This is a genomic window from Enterococcus sp. DIV1328a, assembly GCF_050536905.1.
In the GTDB taxonomy this organism is placed as follows: domain Bacteria; phylum Bacillota; class Bacilli; order Lactobacillales; family Enterococcaceae; genus Enterococcus; species Enterococcus faecalis.
Map to the genome: position 1 here is coordinate 176,547 of NZ_CP172912.1, position 22,511 is coordinate 199,057.

Annotated in this window: 20 protein-coding genes and 1 riboswitch; of the genes, 13 read left to right on the forward strand and 7 right to left on the reverse strand. The window is 39.0% G+C overall.

Annotated features, from left to right (window positions below; translation table 11 throughout):
- Positions 1-13 precede the first annotated feature (13 nt).
- From IGL93_RS00895 to truA, 5 genes are all read left to right on the forward strand, one after another.
- On the forward strand, positions 14-1,189 hold the full coding sequence (locus IGL93_RS00895; RefSeq protein ID WP_010713618.1) for a M20 family metallopeptidase: 1,176 nt from the start codon (positions 14-16) through the stop codon (positions 1,187-1,189).
- A gap of 201 nt (positions 1,190-1,390) precedes the next feature.
- On the forward strand, positions 1,391-2,230 hold the full coding sequence (locus IGL93_RS00900) for an energy-coupling factor ABC transporter ATP-binding protein (RefSeq protein WP_002359354.1): 840 nt from the start codon (positions 1,391-1,393) through the stop codon (positions 2,228-2,230).
- Positions 2,206-3,075 carry an energy-coupling factor ABC transporter ATP-binding protein gene (locus IGL93_RS00905; protein ID WP_002381364.1) on the forward strand — a complete coding sequence of 290 codons (870 nt, stop codon included), beginning with the start codon at positions 2,206-2,208 and terminating at the stop codon, positions 3,073-3,075. Before IGL93_RS00900 ends, IGL93_RS00905 begins: the two co-directional genes overlap by 25 nt.
- Entirely contained in the window at positions 3,072-3,869 is a 798-nt protein-coding gene (locus IGL93_RS00910) for an energy-coupling factor transporter transmembrane component T family protein (protein WP_002373841.1), read from the forward strand. The genes IGL93_RS00905 and IGL93_RS00910 overlap by 4 nt, the downstream gene beginning before the upstream one ends.
- Before the next feature lie 18 nt (positions 3,870-3,887).
- Positions 3,888-4,637, forward strand: coding sequence for a tRNA pseudouridine(38-40) synthase TruA (gene truA / locus IGL93_RS00915; RefSeq protein ID WP_002370657.1), 750 nt, complete (start codon positions 3,888-3,890; stop codon positions 4,635-4,637).
- Positions 4,638-4,687: 50 nt separating this feature from the next.
- Here truA and IGL93_RS00920 read toward each other — a convergent pair whose 3' ends face one another.
- The 3 genes from IGL93_RS00920 to IGL93_RS00930 all read right to left on the reverse strand — a co-directional run bounded on the left by IGL93_RS00920 (position 4,688) and on the right by IGL93_RS00930 (position 7,069).
- Positions 4,688-4,999: a heavy metal-binding domain-containing protein gene (locus IGL93_RS00920; protein WP_002381365.1), complete on the reverse strand. Its 312-nt coding sequence runs from the start codon at positions 4,997-4,999 to the stop codon at positions 4,688-4,690.
- A 132-nt stretch (positions 5,000-5,131) separates the two neighbouring features.
- Complete coding sequence (gene brnQ, locus IGL93_RS00925; protein ID WP_002373848.1) at positions 5,132-6,487, reverse strand: branched-chain amino acid transport system II carrier protein; 1,356 nt, start codon at positions 6,485-6,487, stop codon at positions 5,132-5,134.
- 90 nt (positions 6,488-6,577) lie between these two features.
- Positions 6,578-7,069, reverse strand: a complete 492-nt coding sequence (locus IGL93_RS00930; RefSeq protein WP_010775507.1) for a GNAT family N-acetyltransferase — start codon at positions 7,067-7,069, stop codon at positions 6,578-6,580.
- A gap of 173 nt (positions 7,070-7,242) precedes the next feature.
- Between IGL93_RS00930 and IGL93_RS00935 the strand changes: the two genes are divergently transcribed.
- Positions 7,243-7,827, forward strand: coding sequence for a TIGR00730 family Rossman fold protein (locus IGL93_RS00935; RefSeq protein WP_002387512.1), 585 nt, complete (start codon positions 7,243-7,245; stop codon positions 7,825-7,827).
- Between the two features lie 44 nt (positions 7,828-7,871).
- On the opposite strand, the gene IGL93_RS00940 is transcribed toward IGL93_RS00935, so the two are convergent.
- From IGL93_RS00940 to IGL93_RS00950, 3 genes are all read right to left on the reverse strand, one after another.
- Positions 7,872-8,612 carry an amino acid ABC transporter ATP-binding protein gene (locus IGL93_RS00940; protein ID WP_002356242.1) on the reverse strand — a complete coding sequence of 247 codons (741 nt, stop codon included), beginning with the start codon at positions 8,610-8,612 and terminating at the stop codon, positions 7,872-7,874.
- An 11-nt stretch (positions 8,613-8,623) separates the two neighbouring features.
- Positions 8,624-10,207 carry an ABC transporter permease subunit gene (locus IGL93_RS00945; protein WP_010706796.1) on the reverse strand — a complete coding sequence of 528 codons (1,584 nt, stop codon included), beginning with the start codon at positions 10,205-10,207 and terminating at the stop codon, positions 8,624-8,626.
- 194 nt (positions 10,208-10,401) lie between these two features.
- A riboswitch (Lysine riboswitch) is annotated at positions 10,402-10,576 on the reverse strand.
- A 189-nt stretch (positions 10,577-10,765) separates the two neighbouring features.
- Entirely contained in the window at positions 10,766-11,062 is a 297-nt protein-coding gene (locus IGL93_RS00950; RefSeq protein WP_002356244.1) for a hypothetical protein, read from the reverse strand.
- Positions 11,063-11,234: 172 nt separating this feature from the next.
- On the opposite strand from IGL93_RS00950, the gene IGL93_RS00955 reads away from it, so the two are divergent.
- The 5 genes from IGL93_RS00955 to IGL93_RS00975 all read left to right on the forward strand — a co-directional run bounded on the left by IGL93_RS00955 (position 11,235) and on the right by IGL93_RS00975 (position 16,829).
- Positions 11,235-11,948: an NAD-dependent protein deacylase gene (locus IGL93_RS00955; RefSeq protein WP_002390258.1), complete on the forward strand. Its 714-nt coding sequence runs from the start codon at positions 11,235-11,237 to the stop codon at positions 11,946-11,948.
- A gap of 4 nt (positions 11,949-11,952) precedes the next feature.
- The gene (locus IGL93_RS00960) at positions 11,953-12,798 is read left to right on the forward strand and encodes a chorismate mutase (RefSeq protein ID WP_002363448.1); all 846 of its coding nucleotides are present in this window, start codon (positions 11,953-11,955) and stop codon (positions 12,796-12,798) included.
- A gap of 10 nt (positions 12,799-12,808) precedes the next feature.
- The gene (locus tag IGL93_RS00965; RefSeq protein WP_010775509.1) at positions 12,809-13,321 is read left to right on the forward strand and encodes a transcription repressor NadR; all 513 of its coding nucleotides are present in this window, start codon (positions 12,809-12,811) and stop codon (positions 13,319-13,321) included.
- 228 nt (positions 13,322-13,549) lie between these two features.
- A complete protein-coding gene (locus IGL93_RS00970; RefSeq protein ID WP_025190311.1) occupies positions 13,550-15,061 on the forward strand; it encodes a glucosaminidase domain-containing protein in 1,512 nt (503 codons plus the stop codon).
- A 277-nt stretch (positions 15,062-15,338) separates the two neighbouring features.
- Positions 15,339-16,829: an aldehyde dehydrogenase family protein gene (locus tag IGL93_RS00975; RefSeq protein WP_010775511.1), complete on the forward strand. Its 1,491-nt coding sequence runs from the start codon at positions 15,339-15,341 to the stop codon at positions 16,827-16,829.
- 226 nt (positions 16,830-17,055) lie between these two features.
- On the opposite strand, the gene IGL93_RS00980 is transcribed toward IGL93_RS00975, so the two are convergent.
- A complete protein-coding gene (locus IGL93_RS00980; RefSeq protein WP_002356251.1) occupies positions 17,056-18,039 on the reverse strand; it encodes an L-lactate dehydrogenase in 984 nt (327 codons plus the stop codon).
- 335 nt (positions 18,040-18,374) lie between these two features.
- On the opposite strand from IGL93_RS00980, the gene pth reads away from it, so the two are divergent.
- Together pth and mfd are read left to right on the forward strand one after the other, a co-directional pair.
- Positions 18,375-18,941 carry an aminoacyl-tRNA hydrolase gene (pth, locus tag IGL93_RS00985; protein WP_002361556.1) on the forward strand — a complete coding sequence of 189 codons (567 nt, stop codon included), beginning with the start codon at positions 18,375-18,377 and terminating at the stop codon, positions 18,939-18,941.
- A 19-nt stretch (positions 18,942-18,960) separates the two neighbouring features.
- On the forward strand, positions 18,961-22,500 hold the full coding sequence (gene mfd / locus IGL93_RS00990; RefSeq protein ID WP_430600016.1) for a transcription-repair coupling factor: 3,540 nt from the start codon (positions 18,961-18,963) through the stop codon (positions 22,498-22,500).
- Positions 22,501-22,511 lie beyond the last annotated feature (11 nt).

The window sequence follows — 22,511 nt, forward strand, 5'->3', positions numbered from 1 at the left end:
ACGGGGCGTAAGTATGAAAAAAATCAAAGCACTAATCATGCAGCATGCACAAGAAATGATTGCTTTTCGACGGGATTTACACCAACATCCAGAATTACAATTTGAAGAATTTCGAACGACAGAAAAAGTCGCGGCAGTTCTTGATCAATTAGGAATTACTTATCGCAAAACAGAACCGACGGGTTTAATTGCTGAAATTGTGGGCGGCAAACCAGGCCGAGTGGTTGCGCTGCGGGCGGATATGGATGCCTTACCTGTACAGGAATTAAATGAAGATTTAGCTTATAAATCTTTAGAAGCTGGCAAGATGCATGCATGTGGGCATGATTCCCATACCGCGATGTTAGTAACAGCAGCTAAAGTATTAAAAGAAATCCAAGAAGAACTTCAGGGAACAGTAAGGTTAATTTTTCAACCATCTGAAGAAAATGCGCAAGGTGCTAAAGCAATGGTTGCGCAAGGCGCAATGACCGGTGTTGATGATGTATTTGGCTTACATATCTGGTCACAAATGCCTGTAGGAACCGCTTCGTGTCGAGTGGGCTCAAGTTTCGCATCCGCAGATATTTTTTCTGTTGATTTTAAAGGCCGTGGTGGCCATGGTGCCATGCCAAACGCTTGTATTGATGCGGCAGTCATAGCTTCTTCTTTCGTGATGAATCTGCAAACGATTGTTTCTCGGGAGACAGATCCTTTAGATCCAGTAGTTGTCACGATTGGACGGATGGATGTGGGGACCCGTTTTAATGTGATTGCTGAGAATGCACGTTTAGAAGGAACGGTTCGTTGCTTTAGTGTAGCAACGCGTAAGCGAGTAGAACAGGCGCTACAACGCTATGCGGAACAAACAGCCGCTATTTACGGTGGGACGGCTTCGTTAGATTATCAATATGGAACGTTGCCAGTGATTAATGATGAGCAAGATGCCTTGTTTGCTCAAACACTAATTAAGGAAAATTTTGGTGAAGCGGCCTTAAGACAAGAAGAGCCGACAACCGGTGGCGAAGACTTCAGTTATTATACTGAACATGCTTCTGGTTGTTTTGCCTTAGTGGGAAGTGGTAATCCGGAGAAAGATACGGAATGGGCACATCACCATGGTCGTTTCAATATTGATGAAGATGCGATGGCAATGGGTGCTGAGTTATATGCCCAATATGCGTTTGAATATTTGAAGACACATTTTTAAAAGAAAATCAGTAACTTCTTGTTTTATGAGAACAAGAAGTTATTTTTATGAAAAATAGACCTGTCAAGACAGATAAGAGCTCCCATAATGACCGTTCTTTTGGTATAATAAAAAATAGTGTGAAGAATCAGAACAGATGATTGAAAAAACGCTACTTTTTTGGTAGTGTTAGAAAGAATAAATAGATTGAGGGAGTACGCGATGCAACCAATCATTGAACTAAATAATATCCAATTTAATTATCAACCAGAAGATGCTTCTCCCGCTTTAAAAGATGTGTCTTTTTCCATTCAACAAGGCGAATGGGTCGCTATTATTGGCCATAATGGTTCTGGTAAATCAACGTTAGCCAAAACGATCAATGGTCTGTTACTGCCAGCTGCTGGGACTATCAAAGTTGGCGGCAAAGAATTAAATGAAGCAAACGTCTGGGATATCCGGCGTATGGTAGGAATGGTTTTTCAAAATCCAGATAACCAATTTGTCGGTTCAACAGTCGAAGACGATGTGGCTTTTGGTTTAGAAAATCAAGGTATTCCGCGTGATGAAATGGTCGAACGTGTCCACGATGCCTTAGAACGGGTTCGTATGTTAGATTTTGCCAAGCGAGAACCTGCTCGGCTATCTGGCGGTCAAAAACAACGAGTAGCTATCGCTGGTGTGGTTGCTTTGCGACCAGATATTATTATTTTAGACGAAGCGACAAGTATGTTAGATCCAGAAGGTCGTGCAGAAGTAATTGCTACCATTCAAAAGATTAAAGAAGAAAGCAATTTAACAGTTATTTCTATTACCCACGATATTGATGAAGCGGCTAATGCGAATCGTATTTTAGTGATGCGCCAAGGACAATTGACAAACGAGGGAACACCAGAAAAGATTTTTTCTGCAGGAGAAGCGCTTGTTGAAATGGGCTTGGATTTACCGTTTCCTGAAAAATTAAAAGTAGCTTTGAAAGAGCGTGGCGTTGTTGTGCCAACGAATTATTTAACAGAAGAAGGGATGGTGGATTGGTTATGGACATCCGTTTTAAACAAGTAGATTTTACTTACCAACCCAATACTCCTTTTGAGCAACGGGCATTATTCGATATTAATTTAACGATTCAAGACGGCTCTTATACAGCGATTGTCGGTCATACTGGCAGTGGCAAATCAACGCTATTGCAACATTTAAATGCTTTGGTGAAACCAACTAAAGGCCAAGTGACAATTGGAGAGCGTGTAATTACGCCAGAAACTGATAATAAGAATTTAAAACCAATTCGTAAAAAAGTTGGGATCGTTTTTCAATTTCCAGAAGCACAATTGTTTGAAGAAACAGTGGAGCGAGACATCGCTTTCGGACCGAAAAACTTTGGTGTTTCAGACGAAGAAGCGAAAAAATTAGCTAAGAAAATGCTTGATTTAGTCGGCTTAGATGAAAAATACTTACAACATTCTCCGTTTGAGTTATCAGGTGGTCAAATGCGCCGTGTCGCAATTGCTGGTGTGCTAGCGATGGAACCAGAAGTCTTAGTATTAGATGAACCGACTGCTGGTTTGGATCCTAAGGGTCGTAAAGAAATGATGGAGATGTTTAGCCGTCTGCATAAGGAACATAATATGACCATCGTTTTAGTGACACATTTGATGGATGACGTGGCTAATTACGCAGATCATGTGATTGTTTTAGAAAAAGGACAAATCGTCCGAGCGGGAGCACCACAAGAAGTGTTTCAAGAGACACAATGGCTGAAAGAAAAACAATTAGGCGTGCCAACTGCAGCCGAATTTGCTGAAAAATTAGTGGCAAAAGGCTTTTCTTTTGAGCAATTACCATTAACGGCCGATCAATTAGCCGATCAGCTTCTGAAAAAAATGCAGGAAGCAGGTGAGGCAAAATGATGAATAAATTGATTTTTGGGCGTTATATTCCAGGCGATTCTTTTATCCATCGTTTAGATCCGCGTGCAAAATTATTAGCTAGTTTTTATTTTATTGGAATTATCTTTTTAGCAAATAATTGGCAGAGTTATGTTTTAATAGCAGCCTTTACTGCTTTTGCTATTTCATTATCAAAAATCAGCGCCCGCTTCTTTATCCGCGGTGTTCGGCCATTATTATGGCTAATTCTGTTTACTGTGGCTCTTCAAACCTTGTTTACACAAGGGGGAGAGGTGTACTTTCAGTGGGGAATTATTTCCATTACCCAGTTTGGTGTGACGAATGGGCTATTTATTTTCTGTCGTTTTGTTTTAATTATTTTCATGTCAACGTTATTAACTTTAACGACGGCACCATTAGAGTTATCAGATGCGATTGAATATTTGTTACGCCCACTTCGTGTGGTGAAATTTCCAGTTCATGAAGTTTCATTGATGTTATCAATTGCCTTACGTTTTGTCCCAACATTAATGGATGAAACGGAAAAGATTATGAATGCCCAACGTGCCCGTGGTGTTGATTTTGGTGAAGGAAACTTACTTCAAAAAATGAAAGCTATTGTTCCACTTTTGATTCCGCTTTTCGTAAGTAGTTTTAATCGTGCGGAAGACTTAGCGACTGCCATGGAAGCAAGAGGTTATCAAGGCGGTGAAGGACGGACAAAATACCGCATTCTTCATTGGCACCTACGAGATACAATAGTAATGTTTGGCTTTGTCTTGTTAACCATTGGCTTATTTGTATTAAGAACTTAGAAAAGGTGAAGAAAAATTATGCCCCGCTATAAAGCAATCATTGCCTATGATGGCACTCATTTTCATGGCTTTCAAAAGCAGCCTAATGAACGTACCGTTCAAGAAGAAATAGAAAAAACGTTAGCACGCATGAATAATGGACGCTCCGTGACGGTTTTTGGTTCAGGACGAACAGATGCAGGTGTTCATGCAATGGGCCAAGTGATTCACTTTGATTATCCGCAGGAACGTCCGTTGGAAAAAATGCGCTTTGCGTTAGACACACAAACACCAGAAGACATTGCTGTGCGAAGCGTGGAACGTGTTTCAGAAGACTTTCATGCACGTTATCACGTGATCGAAAAAACCTATCAATTTAAAGTGGATATTGGCAAACCGCGAAGTCCATTTCGACGTTTTTATGCCAGTTATTTTCCGTATCCCATTGATCTCGAAAAAATCCAACAAGCTTTGCCTGATTTATTAGGTACCCATGATTTTACCTCTTTCTGTGCCTCAGGAAGTTCGGTAGAAGATAAAGTCCGAACCATTCATGAAGCCAGTGTTCATGTTAATGAAACGGGGGATGAATTAACATTCACTTTTCGGGGCGATGGTTTCTTGTACAAAATGATTCGGATTTTAGTTGGTACGCTATTGAAAATCGGCAATGGGCGGCTGGAACCAACCGCGATTCCAGCAATTATCGCAGCCAAAGATCGAAATTTAGCGGGTCCGACTGCTCATCCAGAAGGATTGTATTTAGCAGAAGTGAAATATGAAAACTAAAAAGACGTAGACCTTACAAGAAAAGGTCTGCGTCTTTTTAGTTGCAAAATTTAGATGTATTTAACAGCTGTTCCGTAAGCCACGACAGATTGCATGTCTGTGCCAATTGTGCCAGAATCAAAACGCATCATCACAACGGCATCTGCACCTAATTTAGAGGCTTCTGCTTTTAAACGTTCGATTGCTTGGTCGCGTGCTTCTCGTTGCATATCAGTGTAACCTTTGATTTCACCGCCAACTACGCTTTTTAGTCCAGCACCTAAATCTTTAAACATATTTTTAGAACGTGTGGTTAACCCGAAAACTTCTCCAATAATTTCATATTCTTGACCGCTAATTCTCTCGGTTGTTGTAACTAACATGGGCAATTTCCTCCAGTACTTGTTGGTAACTTCAATTTACCATAGTCAAGAGTTTGGTACAACGAATATACATAAAAACGACACTAGAAAAGATGCGCTTCCGCATTTTTTCTAGTGTCGTTTTGGTAAGAATTAATCAAGAATAGGATCTTTTTTAGAAATCATGACCCAAACCCAACTAATTAGAAAAGCAACCGTTGCTGGAACGACCCAGCCCATGCCAATAGTGAACAATGGTAAGTATTGGCCGGCTTTTTCTAAAAGCGTTGTTACAAACGCCGTATCTTTGATAAAGGCAGGCGCGCTATTTAATGCATCTAAAACAGCAGCAATCAATGTGATATAGGTCGTTGCTTGATAGACTTCCCGTCGATGTTTGAAAATAGGACTGATGATTACCAAAAGCATTAAAGTAATCGCCAATGGATAAAGGAACATCAAGACTGGAACGGCAAATTGAATGATGTTGGTTAAGCCGACATTTGCAAAAATAGCTGGTAAAATAACAACAATTGCCAAGAATTTTTGATAGGAAACTTTCGGAAACATTTCTTCAAAAGTCTCAGAAAAGGCTGTGCTTAAGCCAATACCGGTTTTTAAACAAGCAAGAACTACGATAAAAGCCAGTAAAATACTCCCTGGTAGGCCTAAATAGTAATTGGCAATTTGGGCTAAGGCAATCCCGCCGTTTTCACTGATTGGAAAAGCCCCGATACTCATTGTTCCCATATAAGCAAGTAAGGTATAGATAACCCCCATCAATACAACACTGAAAGCACCTGATTTAATCATTCCTTTAGCGATATCTCCTGGTTTTTCGACGCCCATATTTCGTAAAGTGGAAACGACAACAATCCCAAAAGCTAATGAAGCTAAAGCATCCAGCGTATTATAACCTTCTGTAAATCCTTTAAAGAAAGGACTTGAAATATAATTTTCACCAACAGCGGCACTGGCCACATGACCTAATGGTTTTACAAAGGCTAAAACAATCAAAATTCCTAGCAATGCTAAAAATAACGGATTTAAAAATTTACCCACATAATCTAAGATTTTACTTGGCTTTCTAGAGAAGAGCCAAACAGCTAAGAAAAATAATGCGGAAAAACCAGCAAGAACCAGCCATTGCAAGTCTTTAGGAACAAATGGTGCAAGACCAATCTCAAAAGAAGTAGTTGCTAACCTTGGTAAAGCAAAGAAAGGACCAATCGTTAAATATAATAGTAAGGTAAAAATAAGAGCATAACGACGATTAATCCGAGAAGCTAAGTCAAAAACACCTGAACTTTTAGAAACACCCATAGCAATGACACCAAGAAAAGGTAAGCCAATTCCAGTGGCTAAGAAGCCCAAGTTTGCTAAAAAGACGGAAGCCCCCGCTTCTTGTCCCATATGTACAGGGAAAATTAAATTTCCAGCACCGAAAAACAAACCGAATAACATTGAACCAACGTATAGATAATCACGCCAAACTAACTTTTTTTGCATAGATTCACACTCCTTAATATTGTCTTATTATTTAAAATAACAGAAGAAGAAACAGAGAGCAACCAGTTTTTATAGAAAACATTGGTTTTCTTATTTTTCTATGAAATAAGCATACTGATAATCATCACAATAGTGTCCATTTATATAAAATTCTTCTTTAAAATGTGCTTCCTGCACAAAACCATGTTTTTCATAGAATCGAATGGCTTCTTGATTGGTAGCCATTACTCGCAAACTCAGCTTATGAATCCCGCTTATCTGGGCCATATCTTTGACATACGACAACAAAGTACCACCAATCCCTTGGCCTTGGAAATCTGGCGAAACGCCAATACTTAGTAGCCATTGCTTTTGATGAGCTGCTAACGAAGTGGGCGGATGGACTTCAATAAATCCAGCGAGTTGTTGTTCGCTGATGGCAACAAAAATCGTTTCATCTTTCATTTTTTCTTGATATGCCGCAAGCGAGAGTGGTTGTATCTCGGCAGGGGTATTCTTTTTTGTCCAAATGATTTGATCCAAGGCATGTAATGCGGGCCAATCGGCTTCGGCAACTAAGCGAATAGTGAGTGAGGTAGACAAGATAATAGGGCTCCTTTTTCTGAAATTTTAAAATATAAAAAGACTATAGCATTTATTGTCTGAAAATTCAAATACTTTTAAAACGAAAAGAAAAATGGCTGCACCTTTTCGAGAAAATCAAAATATGCTACCATAGCTACCAGAGGATAGATGGTAAAAAAGAATCTATCTAAATGGAGGGTATGTTTGTGAAAAAAATGGCAGTATATTGTGGCGCCAGTCTGGGGAATGAGCCAATCTATCAGCAAGCTGCAGTAGCGTTAGCCGCTTGGATGAAAGAAAATCACTATGATCTAGTTTATGGCGGTGGCAATGTTGGTCTAATGGGTACGGTGGCTGACACGCTTTTAGCAGAAGGTGGAGAGGTAATTGGTGTCATGCCCACTTTTTTAATGGAACGAGAGATTGCACATAATGGCATTACAAAGATGCATACAGTCAGTGATATGCATGCGCGTAAGAAAAAGATGATTGAATTGGCAGATGTGTATTTAGCTTTACCCGGTGGTCCCGGCACGCTAGAAGAAATTAGCGAGGTGATCTCTTGGGGCCGAGTCGGTGAACATATGAATCCTTGTATTTTATACAACGTGAATGGTTACTATGATTTACTAGCTGCTTTTTTTGATAAAATGGTAGAAACTAATTTCTTAACAGAAGCGGATCGAGCTAAAATTTTCATTTCAGATTCCTTAGAAGAAATTGGTGCATTTATTGATTCCTATGAACCGCCAATGATTCGTCAATACAAAAAATAACAAAAGAGGCAGTCACTCTAACCAGAATGACTGCCTCTTTTTTACTAGTTTTTCGTTAAAATCCGATGTAAGAACTCTTTTGTCCGAGCTTCTTTTGGATGGACAAAAATATCTTCAGCGGTCCCTTCTTCGGCAATGACACCTTTATCCATGAAAATAACACGATCGGATACGTCCCGCGCAAATTCCATTTCATGTGTTACAATCACCATTGTTAGCCCAGTATGGGCAAGATTTTTCATCGTTTTTAGCACTTCGCCAACCATTTCAGGATCCAATGCAGAAGTTGGTTCATCGAAAAGTAAAACATCTGGATCCATTGATAATGCTCGAGCAATGGCTACCCGTTGCTTTTGTCCACCAGACAATTGAGCAGGTTTGGCATCAATAAAACGAGCCATGCCAACTTTTTCTAAATTTTCTAAGGCAATTTTTTTGGCTTCTTCTTTGTTTCTTTTTAGGACAGTCATCTGACCAGAAGTACAGTTTTCTAAGACATTCATGTTATTAAATAAATTGAATGATTGGAAAACCATACCTAAATGGGTCCGATATTTGGGCAAACTATAACCACGTTCTAAAACATTTTTACCATTATAGATGATTTTGCCATCTGTTGGTTTTTCTAACAAATTAATACAACGTAGTAACGTTGATTTACCAGAACCAGAAGAACCGATAATGGTGACAACTTCTCCTTTGTTGACGTTCATATTGATATCTTTTAATACTTCGTTTTCGCCAAAGCTTTTTCGTAAATGTTCAATTTCAATAATTGCACTCATCTGTTTGCCTCCTAGCTTTCTTTTCCTTCTTCAGTTAATTCTTCTACTTTAACGTAAGCAGAAGGGCCATCCATTTTACGTTCCACAACACGTAAGATTCGTGTGATCACAAAAGTCATTACCAAGTACATGATGCCGACAATTGTAAAGGTTTGGAAGAACTGGAAGTTTGCGCCAGAAGCAGCATTCCCTTGGAAGAATAAATCTGCAACACCGATAACACTTAACACGGCCGTATCTTTGATATTAATGACAAATTCATTCCCTGTTGCAGGTAAAATATTACGTAATACTTGGGGAATAACGACTTTACGCATTGTTTGTCCATGGGTCATCCCAATCGCTTGTGCTGCCTCGAATTGTCCTTTATCTACTGCGAAAATACCTCCGCGAACAATTTCAGACATATAGGCACCAGTATTCACAGAAACGATAAATAATGCGGCCACTGTTCGGTCTAAAGAGATGCCAAAAGCTAGAGCTAAACCATAGAAAATAACCATTGCTTGAACCATCATTGGTGTACCACGGAAAACTTCAATATAAATAGAAAGAATTAAATTTCCTAATTTTTGGAAGAAACGAGCGACTGGGTTTTCAGAATCTGGAATTGTACGGAAGACACCAATTAGTAAACCAAGGGTTGTTCCGACAACTGTCCCAATTAACGCGATAAATAGCGTTAAACCAGCACCACGTAAAAACATGTCGCCATATTGATTCCAAATATTTTTGAAATCGTTAATAAGTCCTGTTTTTTGTTCATCACTATCTGTTGCTGCAGGTTGATCCTTGATTGCTTGGTCCATAATTTTTGTCCGTTCATCTTGAGAAATACCTGCTAAAATTTTGTTTACTTTTTCAATGTCTGGATCGCCTTTACGCATGCCGACTGCTACTTGCGAGTCTTCAGCGCTAGCATCAAAGCCCTTTTCTTTTGGAAATTCTAACATTTTTAATTCTTTATTGACACTAGTTGCTGTTATGCCTTCAGGGCGTTCACTAACATACCCATCAATCATGCCAGAAGCAAGTGCTGTTCGCATAGCCGAAAAGTTATCCATTGCTTGCTGCTTATTGACATTTGGAATTTGATCAATTAATCCGTAGTGGAATGTATTTAGTTGAGCTGTAATTTTAGCATCAGCTAAATCTTTCAAGCTTTTTGCATTAGCGTATTTGCCATCTTTTTTTACAATTACGACAAATTGTGATTCATAATAAGGGTTTGTAAAAGCAATTTCTTTTTTTCGTTCAGCGGTTGGGCTCATTCCGGCGATAATGGCATCAATTTTTCCAGATTGTAAGGCGGGCGCCAAGCCATCCCATTTGGTTTGGACGATTACTAATTTACGACCTAAACCATCGGCAATTTTTTTAGAAATTTGAACATCATAGCCGCCTGCATAAGAGTTGCCTTGAATAGGCACTGCGCCATGTGCGTCATTTTTCTGTGACCAGTTAAAAGGGGCGTAGCCAGCTTCCATGCCGACACGAAATTCACCATTTTCCTCCGCCGAAGCGTTGGTTGTCATGCCAAGTAACGAAAATAGCGTGACAAGTAGTAGACTGAATGAAAAAACTTTTTTGTTCATCTTTTTCTCTCCTTTAAATTTCTTGTCTGATTGATCGTTTTGTCTTTTTTCAATCAACAAGCTTTGATAATCAGCTGAGCAAAAGCGATTCTGTCTTTTTAAAGGAGAATACTTCTGTCACAACCTATTTTTGAATACAAAAAAACAACCAAACAGATGTAAGGTTGCTAGGTAATGTCGAAAAAAATTCCTCAACGAAACATAGCACAACTTAGCATCACTACTAAGACAGTCCGCAAGCTCTTAACTTACGTCCCAACACACAACAGAAGAGGCTCCGTTATGCATTTCGGCGATTGATCCTAAACTTGCTTCCCAGTGTCCTCTCACTCCACAAGCGTAATAAAAACCGCGACCTCTACCTCTTTTTTGAGGCACTATTCAGTTATTAAATTCAGTTATTAATTTTAGGATAAATCCAGAAGAAAGTCAATATGTTCCAGCAAAGGAATTTATCAAGAGGACACAAACACCATGAAATTAGCGTAACATTTTCCCTACGAAATAGAAACTAATACGAAAAAAGCAACCATTCCTAAAGGAACAGTTGCTTTTTACTTAAGCTTTGACAGCTTTTGGTTCACGACCTAAAATAGCTTGAAGAACAGTCAATACACCTAAAGAAGCTAAAATTGTATAAATTAGACTTGAGTAAGTTAAGATACCGAAATCCCAAGTTTTGTAAACTAATAAAACAATTGCTAAGGCGATAATAGCGATAACGTTGAAGAACGCAAAAGCCCAAAGATTTCCGTTTTCTTTACGAGAAAGATAAAAAACAGAGAACCAAATGCTTAAAACGCCCCAAGCGATGCAGGCAATAATTGCAGCCCAATAAATAATAAATGCGACCATTGTTGTTTCACCTCACTTTTACTCATGCATATTTTACCACGAGTTGAGAAATTTGTCACAAACTCTTTCAAGATAAATCAATATATAGGTAAGAAGTTTTCAAAAAGTGGAAAAACTTTTGGTGCTAATGTTAAAATACGTTATAATATAGAAGATTAGGAGCTGAATCGATATGCAAGATATCACGCAAGCCGAGGCAATTCATTGGTTGGCAACCCAACAAAAAATCACATTTTTAACAGGTGCGGGTATCTCGACAGCCTCAGGTGTGCCAGATTATCGTTCCTTAAAAGGTGTCTATCAAGGAATCCAGCAACCGGAATACTTATTGAGCCGGACTTGCTTAAAAACAGAGCCAGAAAAGTTTTATCAATTCGTTAAAACGCTCTATCATCCAGACGCACAACCTAATATCATTCACCAGAAAATGGCCCAATTAGAGCAAATGAAACGGGGAAAAATTGTTTCACAAAATATTGATGGGCTTCATCGAAAAGCAGGTAGCCAAGAAGTGGTGGACTTTCATGGTAATTTATATGAATGTTATTGCCAAACTTGTGGTGCAACGGTTCCTTGGCAAGACTATTTGCTTAGTGATCGGCACGCAGACTGTCATGGACAAATCCGTCCAGCTATTACTTTGTATGAAGAAGGACTATCCGAAGAGGCAATCGAAAAAGCCATTCAGGCCGTTGCTTCTGCCGACTTAATCGTGATTGTCGGCACGAGTTTTCAAGTGCATCCATTTTGCGATTTGATTCATTATAAACAACCAACGGCAGCTATTTTAGCCATTAATCAAACGCCGCTATTTTTACAACAACCTTATTATTTTTTAGAAGCGAAAGCCGAAACGATATTTGCAGAATTAACGATAAAGGAGTAACGGAATGGAAGAATTTAAATCAGAAAAAGAAAAAATGATCGCAGGTGCACTATATTTTGCCTCAGATCCTGAATTAGTGGCCGATCGCAAAAAAGCCCGTGAACAAATGGCGTTAATTAACCAACAACCAGACACATATATTCGTCGTCAATTAATAGAAGAAACGTTTGGAAAAGTGGGTGTCGGGACGTACATCGAACCGATGATTCAATTTGATTATGGCTACAACATTTCTGTGGGAAAAAATTTCTATGCCAATTTTAATAACGTTTTTTTAGATGTTTGTCCAATCGAAATTGGCGATAACTGTATGTTTGGACCCAATGTGCAACTTTATACAGCCGAGCATCCATTACAAGCGGCCAAGCGTAATAGCGGAATGGAATCAGGGAAACGAATTATCATTGGCAACAATGTTTGGATTGGCGGTGGAGCGATTGTCCTTCCTGGCGTAACATTAGGCGATAATGTAGTGGTGGCAGCAGGTGCTGTTGTGACCAAATCGTTCCCAGAAAACTGTGTGATCGCAGGTAATCCAGCACGGATAATTAAAGAATTGACTGAAGATGACGCCCCAACAACTTCTTTAGAACAACAACGAGCAAAGATTAACCAAATCGATAAGGAACTGGTCCGTTTATTAGAACAGCGGATGGACGTCGTCGCAGAGATTGCTGCAGTGAAAAAGAAAGCAGGTCATGCGGTTTTTGATTCTGAAAGAGAACAACAAGTATTAGAAACTATTCTGAATCATGTTGAAAATGCCGAGTATGAAGAAACATTATCTGAGACTTTCCAGGGAATTATGGACGCCTCTAAACGTTTCCAAGAAAAACATTTAGGAGAGTGAGGCGAAGGTCGTGGATGGAGAAATCAGAAGAAGAGAGATTGTTAAAAGATTAAGAGAGACCGAAAAGCCAGTTAGTGCCACTCGTTTTGCAAAAGCTTTTGATGTCAGCAGACAAATTATTGTAGGAGATGTCGCTCTATTACGGGCGACAGGGGTCGAAATTGTCGCAACAGCTCGAGGGTATATGTTGGAACAACCTTTAGAAGGAATTGAACGGAAAATTGCTTGTCAACATACGCCTGAACAAACGAGAGAAGAATTGTCAGTCATTGTTGCCAAAGGTGGAGAAGTGGTAGATGTGAGTATTGCACATCCGCTTTATGGGGAATTAATCGGCAGTTTGCGCATTCAATCAGAGAAAGATATTGATAAATTTATGGACAAGTATCAAAAAGAGCATGCTACATTACTATCAGTTTTAACAGGAGGCGTTCATCTGCATACTATTCGCTGTGCAGACGAAGAAACTTTCCAAGAAATCAAAGAGGCGCTTCGAAAAAAAAGTATTTTGTTTGAAGGATAACGAGAAAAAGAGAGGACATTGATGTTTGTTCAAGCCCTTTCTTTTTTTTCTTAGAAAATTACCAAAAAAAGATAGAAGAATTTGTGAATTTTCTTCTATTTTTTTAACTTTTTGCTAGAAATTTTTTATGAAACAGTATACTATTAAAAAAGGAGCCATTTAAACAATAACTATGTCAATTATATATGTTGGTACATAAAAATAAATGGAGAAAAATAAAAAAGGAGAATGAGTATGAAAAAACAATTTGCCCTGTTCTCTACCTTATTACTTTTAGGTTCATCAATGCCAGTAGGTGCATTTGCAGAAGGTAATAACTTGGTAGCTGAAAATAGTTCTGTTGCAGAAACAACCGCAGAAGCAACAACTGCTGAAGACACTGAAACGACAGCAACTAGTGAAACAACAGAAGCGACAGAAGAATCAACAACTGAAACAGAAAGTTCAACCGAATCAAGTGAATCTACAACCACGGAGTCCACGGAAACGTCAGGAACCGAAACGACAGATTCCACAACGGATTCAACATCCACAAGTACGACAGAATCGACTACTGACTCCACCTCAACGAGTACAACAGAGTCAACCACAGATTCTACGTCAACAAGTACAACTGAATCAAGTACCACGCCGACGACCACACCAAGTTCTTCTAAAGAACAGCCAAAACCTGGCACGAGTACTTCTGAATCAAAACAGCCGGCGAAACCAGTGACACCAACAGCGCCAGCTGAAAAGCCAGTAGAACAACCAGCAGCGTCAACACCGCAGCCCGAAATAGTCCCACCAGTTACAAATGAAACGGTTGGGTTAGTGGAAGACGATGAGACGTTTACGGTCAGCAAAACGAAGAAGACAGAAGAGTTTATTCAAGAAATCGGTGAATCTGCTCGGAAAGTGGCCAAGGACAAAAACTTATATGCTAGTGTGATGATTGCTCAAGCAATTTTAGAAAGTGGCAGCGGCAATAGTAAATTAAGCCAGAAACCAAACTACAATTTGTTTGGTATTAAAGGCGATTACAAAGGTCAATCTGTTTCTTTTATTACCTATGAAGACAATGGTTTTGGTAACCTATACACAGTAGAAGCAAAATTCCGTCAATATCCAACGTATAAAGAATCAATGGAAGATTATGCGAAATTATTGAAAAATGGTTTAGATTCCAATAAAGATTTCTATCATGGTGTCTGGAAAACGGAAGCCAAATCATACAAAGAAGCGACGCGTTTCCTAACAGGAAAATATGCAACGGACAAAGATTACCATAAGAAATTAAATGCGTTAATTAAAACATACGATTTAACTTATTATGATAAAGAAAAAGCAACCGTTGAACCAATGGAATCAAATTTCCCAGCCTATAATGGCAAAAACTATGACACCTTTAATAGTTATGCTTGGGGCAACTGTACACAATATGTCTACAACCGTATTACGCAATTAGGTAAACGTGTGGACTTAACAATGGGGAATGGTCAAGATTGGGGCGAAACAGGTCGTGCACGCGGGTACAAAGTAAGTCGTACACCAAAAGCAGGCGCAGCGGTTTCCTTCCCAGCTGGCGTTTTAGGCGCAGACAATACTTATGGTCATGTCGCATTTGTAGAAAAAGTCTTTAAAGATGGTAGCATCTTAATTTCTGAAATGAACGTGAAGGGATTAAACGTTGTTTCGACACGTACAATCTCAGCCGATGAAACACATTTAATGAACTATATCGTTCCAAAAGATAAATAAAAAAATCAGCTCTTTGTCAATAAGAACGAATGAGTTGGAAAAATCAAAGTTAGCACTGAAGAAGCAATTTTAATTCTTCAGTGCTAGCTTTTTTTGTGGCAAAAGGTTTCTCCAATAAAGTTTAATACATTCAGTTATTGCCAGGAGGTTTCAGGTCGGGATAAGTTAGCAACAGTCGCCGAGAACTATATTTTTTTTAGGTAGAATCATTTACTTTTAGGCGAAAGATGTCTTATAATTGTAAGCGGATACAAAAAATAAAAAAAGAGGTGGTTAAATGAGTAAAAAAGAAATAAATCAAGTAGTTGCCAGTAGCTATCAATTGTATATTAATGGAGGGTGGACAACAGGTAGTGGTAACAAAATGATTGCTAGTTACAATCCTAGTAATGGCGAAAAATTAGCAGAATTTGTTGATGCCACAAATGCAGATGTGGATCGAGCTGTAGAAGCAGCTCAAGAAGCGTTTCAGACATGGAAAGATGTTGATGTTGTAACAAGAAGCAATCTTTTGTTGAAAATTGCTGATTTGATTGAAGAAAATCAAGAACATTTGGCTATGGTAGAGACTTTAGATAATGGAAAACCGCTTCGGGAAACGCAATCGATTGATGTTCCTGCCAGTGCAGACCATTTTCGGTATTTTGCTAGTGTGATTCGTGGAGAAGAAGGGTCTGTCAAAGAATTTGATAAGGATACGTTATCCATTGTTGTGAAAGAACCCATCGGTGTTGTGGGTCAAATTATTCCGTGGAATTTCCCCTTATTAATGGGCGCTTGGAAATTAGCACCAGCGTTGGCAGCAGGTAATACGGTTGTGATTCATCCGTCCTCGAGCACATCATTAAGTCTGTTGGAATTGTTTAAAATTTTTGATCAAGTCTTGCCGAAAGGAGTAGTGAATTTAATCACCGGTCGTGGTTCTGATTCAGGAAATTATATGTTGGCACATCCAGGGTTTGATAAGCTAGCTTTTACAGGTTCAACAGAGGTGGGGTACACTGTCGCTAAAGCGGCGGCCGACCGCCTAATTCCAGCCACTTTAGAACTTGGCGGAAAATCAGCCAACATTATTTTTGAAGATGCCAATTGGGAACGAGCATTAGAAGGTGTGCAGTTAGGAATTTTATTCAACCAAGGGCAAGTTTGTTGTGCTGGGTCTCGTGTGTTCGTTCAGTCAGGTATTTATGATCAATTTGTAGAAGCTTTAAAGGAAAAATTTGAACAAGTGAACGTTGGTTTCCCGTGGGAAAAAGATGTTGAAATGGGCGCTCAGATCAATGAGCATCAATTGGAAGAAATTTTAAAATATGTCGAAATTGGTGTGAAGGAAGGAGCTACACTGATTACTGGTGGGCAACGTTTAACAGAAAATGGGCTAGACAAGGGGGCATTTTTAGCACCTACGTTATTAGCGAATGGCACGAATACAATGTGCGTGGCCCAAGAAGAAATCTTTGGTCCTGTTGCAACAGTGATTAAATTTGAAACGGAAGAAGAAGTCATTCGTTTAGCTAATGATTCTGAATATGGTCTAGGTGGTGCCGTCTTTTCTCAAGATATCAATGTGGCATTACGGGTTGCTCGTGGTGTACGGACAGGTCGGATGTGGGTCAACACATACAATCAATTGCCTGCGGGCGCGCCATTTGGCGGTTATAAAAAATCAGGAATTGGTCGAGAAACGCATAAATCAATGCTAGATGCTTATACGCAAATGAAAAATATTTACATTGTGACAAAAGAAGAAGCAGATGGGCTGTATTAAGTAGTGTAGTGAATTTTAGATAACAAACTTATTTTTGGTTATTGTTATTTTTCGAGCTAAACAAAACAATAATTTTTTTAAAAAGTTGAGTGATGAGTAAAGTAAAACAGATTAAAAGTAAAGCCTGGTGCAAAAATCACTTTGGATTTTTGTACCAGGCTTTAAAGCGGAGTAACAATAGTGGTCACTCTTGGTTATTTTCAATTTTCGACTATTATAGAAGGAGTTATTTTGCTTCTTCTGCTTCAAATTTAGCAAAAGCTGTTTCAATAACTTCTTTTAATGCAGAAGCAGAAGCTTCCATTTTTTCTTGTTCAGCATCTGTTAATGGAATTTCAATGACTTGTTTAACTCCTTGGCGGTTGATGATCGCTGGTGCACCGATATAAATATCGTTTTGACCATATTCACCTTCTAAATAAACAGATAGTGGTAACACAGAGTTTTCATCGTTTAGGATAGCTTTAGTGATACGCGCTAGTGCAACCGCGATTCCATAGAAAGTAGCTCCTTTTTTCTCGATGATTGTGTAAGCAGCGTCGCGTACGTTGAAGAATAAATTAACCATTGCTTCTTCATCGACGTCAGGATTATTTTTCACCCATTCGTAAATTTGTAAGCCAGCGACATTCGCATGTGACCAAACTGGGAATTCTGTATCTCCGTGTTCCCCTAAGATGTAGGCATGGACATTTCGTGCATCAACGTCAACTAATTCGGCAATTGCTTGACGGAAACGAGCAGAATCTAGTGAAGTTCCTGAACCGATTACTCGTTCTTTCGGGAAGCCAGAGAATTTCCAAGTTGAATAAGTCAAAATATCGACTGGGTTTGCGGCAACTAAGAAGATACCATTGAAACCAGAATCAACAATTGTTGTAACGATTTCTTTATTAATTTTCAAGTTTTTATGAACTAAGTCTAAACGAGTTTCGCCTGGTTTTTGAGGCGCACCAGCTGTTAAGACAACTAAGTCTGCATCATGGCAATCGTCATAAGTAGCAGCATAGATTTTTTTAGGAGAAGTAAATGCTAATGCGTGAGATAAGTCCAACGCGTCTCCTTCAGTTTTTGGTACATTAATATCAATAATCCCAACTTCTTGAGCAATATTCTGAGTTACTAAAGCAAAGGCATAGCTAGAACCTACGGCACCGTCCCCGACTAAAATTACTTTTTGGTGATCTTTATTCCCTGCGGCTGCAGTCATGTGTACCATTCCTTCCTCTACATTCTTTTTCGTGAGCAACGAGTTTTTATTTCCTGTTGCTAAAGTGATAGTAACATGGTTTGTAAAAAATGTCACGAACTTTGATTGTAAAAATGATACAGTTTTCAGACCTGTTTCAAAATGGTAGCTCTTACATGTGCGTAATTTCACTATCTTGCGCATATTTAAATTTCTAAAAAATTTTTTTACATCTTTCTTAATCTTCAAAGACTGCGAGTTTTTTTATTTCTATGGTATAATGAATAAAACTGGGTAGCGCATACGCTTCCCAGCCATTTTGTGTTGGCAAGCTTATAATCCAAGGAGAATGAAAGATGAAAGTAATCGTAGGACTGGGAAATCCCGGTAGTAAATACAAAGAAACAAAACACAACATTGGCTTTATTACGCTAGATGAAATTGCGTATCGGCAAAATGTTTCGTTTAATAATAGTAATTTTGAAGCAGATATTGCAGAGTTTTTTATAGGGACTGAGAAAGTATTGTTAGTGAAACCATTAACATTTATGAATGAATCAGGTCGCTCTGTTGGTCCGTTGTTGACCTACTTTGGGGTAGATGAGGAAGACTTGATTGTTATTTATGATGACTTAGACTTAGAGGTCGGTAAAATTCGTTTACGGCAAAAAGGTAGTGCTGGCGGCCACAATGGGATAAAAAGTCTGATTGCCCATTTAGGCACAAATGTCTTTCCTAGAATTAAAATTGGCATTGGTCGGCCCTCAAAAAATGATACAGTTATCCACCATGTACTAAGTACTTTTCCCAAAGAAACACACGAAGAGATGTTACTTGCTGTAAAAAAAGCAGCCGATGCCGCTTTATATGCATGCGAAGGACATACGTTTGTTGAAACAATGAATCAATTTAATGGAAAATAGCAGAAAGGAGGGCCCTTGTTTGAATATTATCGAACGAATTAGCCAAACAGAAATTGCTAAATCATGGCGCAGTCAACTAATGACAACAGGAACGCGCCAACTAATTACTGGGTTATCAGGCTCTGCTAAAACATTACTGATGGCAGGCGCTTTACAAAAGACGCATCAAAAAATTGTTATTGCGGTCCCAAACCTATACTATGCCAATCAATTAGTAGATGATTTTTTAAATATTTTACCTTCAGAACAAGTTCATCTATTTCCAGTAGATGAAGTGTTATCCGCCGAAATGGCCTTTTCTTCACCAGAAGCGCGCGCAGATCGAGTGAGTGCGTTAAATTTCCTGATGACAGCGAATGCAGGAATCGTGGTCGTACCAGTAGCTGGACTACGAAAATATTTGCCAACGAAAGAAACGTGGCAAAATGCGCAACTTCATTGGGAAATCGGGACGGAAGTAGAACCTGAAATCCTCGCGCAACGCTTAGTGTTAATGGGCTATGAACGCCAATCGATGGTCGGAAAGCCCGGCGAATTTAGTATTCGCGGAAGCATTGTTGATGTCTATCCGCTAAATGCCGAATACCCTGTTCGGGTGGAACTGTTTGATGTTGAAATTGACTCAATCCGTTATTTTGAAGCAGATACCCAACGTTCATTAGAAAATCTTGAAGAAGTAACGATTTCACCAATGACTGATTTAGTATTCTCAAAGGCAGATATGAATCATGGCATGACGAGGTTACAAGATGCTCTAGAAAAACGTTTAGCGACAGCTAAAGATCAAACGGAGACCGATTTTTTAGAAGAATATTTTGGTCAGTTGCTGTCTTCTTGGGAACAAGGGATTCCTACAGAAAATGCTCACTATTATACAGATTTTCTGTACCAACAAAAAACTACGCTGTTAGATTATTTACCAGAAAATAGTTTGCTTTTTGTGGATGATTATTCTCGTATGATGGAAACGGAGCGAGAAATCGCTAGAGAGGAAGCGGAATGGCAAACCCTGAAAATTGAAGAAATGCGCGTGTTTTCTGAACAAACTTTTGGTGTAGACTTTCATGATCAATTGCGAAAAACTGCACGAAATACGACCTTCTTTTCACTTTTTCAAAAAGGGATGGGGAATCTTCGTTTCCAAAAAGTCCATAATTTCCAATATCGTTCAATGCAACAATTCTTCGGTCAAATGCCGTTGCTAAAAGCGGAAGTGGACCGTTGGCAAAAGCAAAACCAAACGGTCGTTGTTTTTGTTCCTACGAAAGAACGGATTCAAAAAGTCGAAGAGCTATTTCAGGACTTTGACATACCTAGCGTAGTAAGCAATTGGGATCAGTTGTTAGATGGGCATGTCCAAATTGTCCAAGGGGCATTACAAACAGGGTTTGAATTACCTAAAAACAAGCTCGTGGCGATTACGGAAAAAGAAATTTTTCATACAACGACCAAAAAACGGGCACGTCGTCAAACAATTTCTAATGCGGAACGTTTGAAAAGTTATAGCGACTTAAAAACGGGCGATTATGTCGTTCATGCGAATCACGGGATTGGTAAATATATTGGTATGGAAACCTTAGAAGTTGATGGGGTCCATCAAGATTACATGACTATCTTGTACCAAAATGATGACAAGTTATTTATTCCAGTAACACAATTGAACTTGATTCAAAAGTTCGTTGCTTCCGAGTCTAAAACGCCGAAAATTAACAAGCTAGGCGGCAGTGAATGGACGAAAACTAAACGAAAAGTTGCTTCAAAAATTGAAGATATCGCGGATGATTTAATCTTACTTTATGCGACAAGAGAATCGGAAAAAGGCTATGCTTTTCCGCCAGATGATGCGTATCAAAAAGAATTTGAAGAGGCTTTTCCGTATTCTGAAACAGATGATCAATTACGTAGTGCTGCCGAAATTAAACACGACATGGAAAAATCTCGACCAATGGATCGTTTGTTAGTTGGCGATGTAGGGTTTGGTAAAACAGAAGTGGCTTTACGAGCGGCTTTCAAAGCTGTTAGCAACAATAAACAGGTTGCCTTTTTAGTGCCAACAACTATTTTAGCGCAACAACATTACGAAACGATTCAAGAGCGGTTTGAGGGCTTTCCTGTAGAAATTGGTTTATTAAGTCGTTTCCGCACGAAAAAACAGCAAAATGAAACAATTGAAAAAATTAAACATGGCCAAGTAGATATTGTGATTGGTACCCATCGTTTATTGTCGCAAGATATTAATTTTAGTGATTTAGGCTTGTTGATTATTGATGAGGAACAACGGTTTGGAGTGAAACATAAAGAACGACTAAAACAATTGCGTTCACAAGTGGATGTCTTGACGTTAACAGCAACGCCAATCCCAAGGACCCTTCATATGTCGATGTTAGGTGTCCGTGATTTATCTGTCATCGAAACCCCACCAGAGAATCGTTATCCGATCCAAACGTATGTCATGGAAAATAATCCTGGGGCGATTCGGGAAGCGATTGAGCGAGAAATGGCTCGAGATGGTCAAGTCTTTTATTTATACAATCGAGTAGATACGATTGAACGAAAAGTTGAAGAGTTACAAGCGCTAGTTCCAGATGCAAGAATTGCGTATGCACATGGTCAAATGACAGAAGTACAACTGGAGAATACTTTGTTTGATTTTATTGAAGGACAATATGATATATTAGTCACTACAACAATTATTGAAACAGGAGTAGATATTCCTAATGCTAATACCTTGTTTGTAGAAAATGCGGACTATATGGGCTTATCTACGTTGTATCAATTACGTGGTCGTGTGGGGCGTAGCAATCGAGTGGCCTATGCTTATTTTATGTACGAACAGCAAAAAATCCTAAACGAAGTTAGTGAGAAACGTTTAGAAGCAATTAAAGACTTTACGGAATTAGGTTCTGGGTTCAAAATTGCGATGCGTGACCTTTCCATTCGAGGGGCCGGAAACCTTCTTGGTGCCCAACAACATGGCTTCATTGATTCGGTTGGGTTTGATATGTACTCACAGATGTTATCTGAGGCAGTTGCTCGTAAACAAGGAAAAAATATCCAAGACCAAAAAACGTCTGTTGAAATTGATTTGGGCATTGATGCTTATATTCCAGGAACGTACATTACAGACGAACGACAAAAAATTGAAATTTATAAACGGATTCGTCAATTAGAAAATATGGATATGTACGAAGAATTAGAAGCGGACTTGTTAGACCGCTTTGGAGAGTATCCTGACGAAGTGGCGCATTTATTAACCACTGGCCGTATCAAAATGGATGGCGACCGTGCCTTGTTAGAAAGTATTCGTAAACGCGACCAAAAAGTCAAGTTTGTGTTAAGTAAAATTGGCACAAAAACATACTCTGTGGAGCAGTTGTTTGAAGCGTTATCGGCAACCAGCTTAAAAGCGGATCTAGCAGTTGAGAAAGAACAAATGACTATTTCCTTGAAGTTGCCGAAAGATTGTAAAGAAGCTGTTTGGATTCAAGAAATTGCTGCTTTTACAACCGCATTGCGACAAGAAAAATACAAACATTCGCAAGAAACGGATTCCCTTTAAAAGGAGGCCTA

Excerpts from the sequence above, each read along its gene's own strand:
- IGL93_RS00975 (WP_010775511.1), top strand. The coding sequence starts at position 15,339 with ATGAGTAAAAAAGAAATAAATCAAGTAGTTGCCAGTAGCTATCAATTG.
- IGL93_RS00910 (WP_002373841.1), top strand. The coding sequence starts at position 3,072 with ATGATGAATAAATTGATTTTTGGGCGTTATATTCCAGGCGATTCTTTT.
- IGL93_RS00895 (WP_010713618.1), top strand. The coding sequence starts at position 14 with ATGAAAAAAATCAAAGCACTAATCATGCAGCATGCACAAGAAATGATT.
- truA (WP_002370657.1), top strand. The coding sequence starts at position 3,888 with ATGCCCCGCTATAAAGCAATCATTGCCTATGATGGCACTCATTTTCAT.
- IGL93_RS00955 (WP_002390258.1), top strand. The coding sequence starts at position 11,235 with ATGCAAGATATCACGCAAGCCGAGGCAATTCATTGGTTGGCAACCCAA.
- IGL93_RS00950 (WP_002356244.1), bottom strand. The coding sequence starts at position 11,062 with ATGGTCGCATTTATTATTTATTGGGCTGCAATTATTGCCTGCATCGCT.
- IGL93_RS00900 (WP_002359354.1), top strand. The coding sequence starts at position 1,391 with ATGCAACCAATCATTGAACTAAATAATATCCAATTTAATTATCAACCA.
- IGL93_RS00935 (WP_002387512.1), top strand. The coding sequence starts at position 7,243 with ATGGAGGGTATGTTTGTGAAAAAAATGGCAGTATATTGTGGCGCCAGT.
- IGL93_RS00980 (WP_002356251.1), bottom strand. The coding sequence starts at position 18,039 with ATGACTGCAGCCGCAGGGAATAAAGATCACCAAAAAGTAATTTTAGTC.
- IGL93_RS00970 (WP_025190311.1), top strand. The coding sequence starts at position 13,550 with ATGAGTATGAAAAAACAATTTGCCCTGTTCTCTACCTTATTACTTTTA.
- pth (WP_002361556.1), top strand. The coding sequence starts at position 18,375 with ATGAAAGTAATCGTAGGACTGGGAAATCCCGGTAGTAAATACAAAGAA.
- IGL93_RS00940 (WP_002356242.1), bottom strand. The coding sequence starts at position 8,612 with ATGAGTGCAATTATTGAAATTGAACATTTACGAAAAAGCTTTGGCGAA.
- IGL93_RS00960 (WP_002363448.1), top strand. The coding sequence starts at position 11,953 with ATGGAAGAATTTAAATCAGAAAAAGAAAAAATGATCGCAGGTGCACTA.
- IGL93_RS00905 (WP_002381364.1), top strand. The coding sequence starts at position 2,206 with ATGGACATCCGTTTTAAACAAGTAGATTTTACTTACCAACCCAATACT.
- IGL93_RS00920 (WP_002381365.1), bottom strand. The coding sequence starts at position 4,999 with ATGTTAGTTACAACAACCGAGAGAATTAGCGGTCAAGAATATGAAATT.
- brnQ (WP_002373848.1), bottom strand. The coding sequence starts at position 6,487 with ATGCAAAAAAAGTTAGTTTGGCGTGATTATCTATACGTTGGTTCAATG.
- IGL93_RS00945 (WP_010706796.1), bottom strand. The coding sequence starts at position 10,207 with ATGAACAAAAAAGTTTTTTCATTCAGTCTACTACTTGTCACGCTATTT.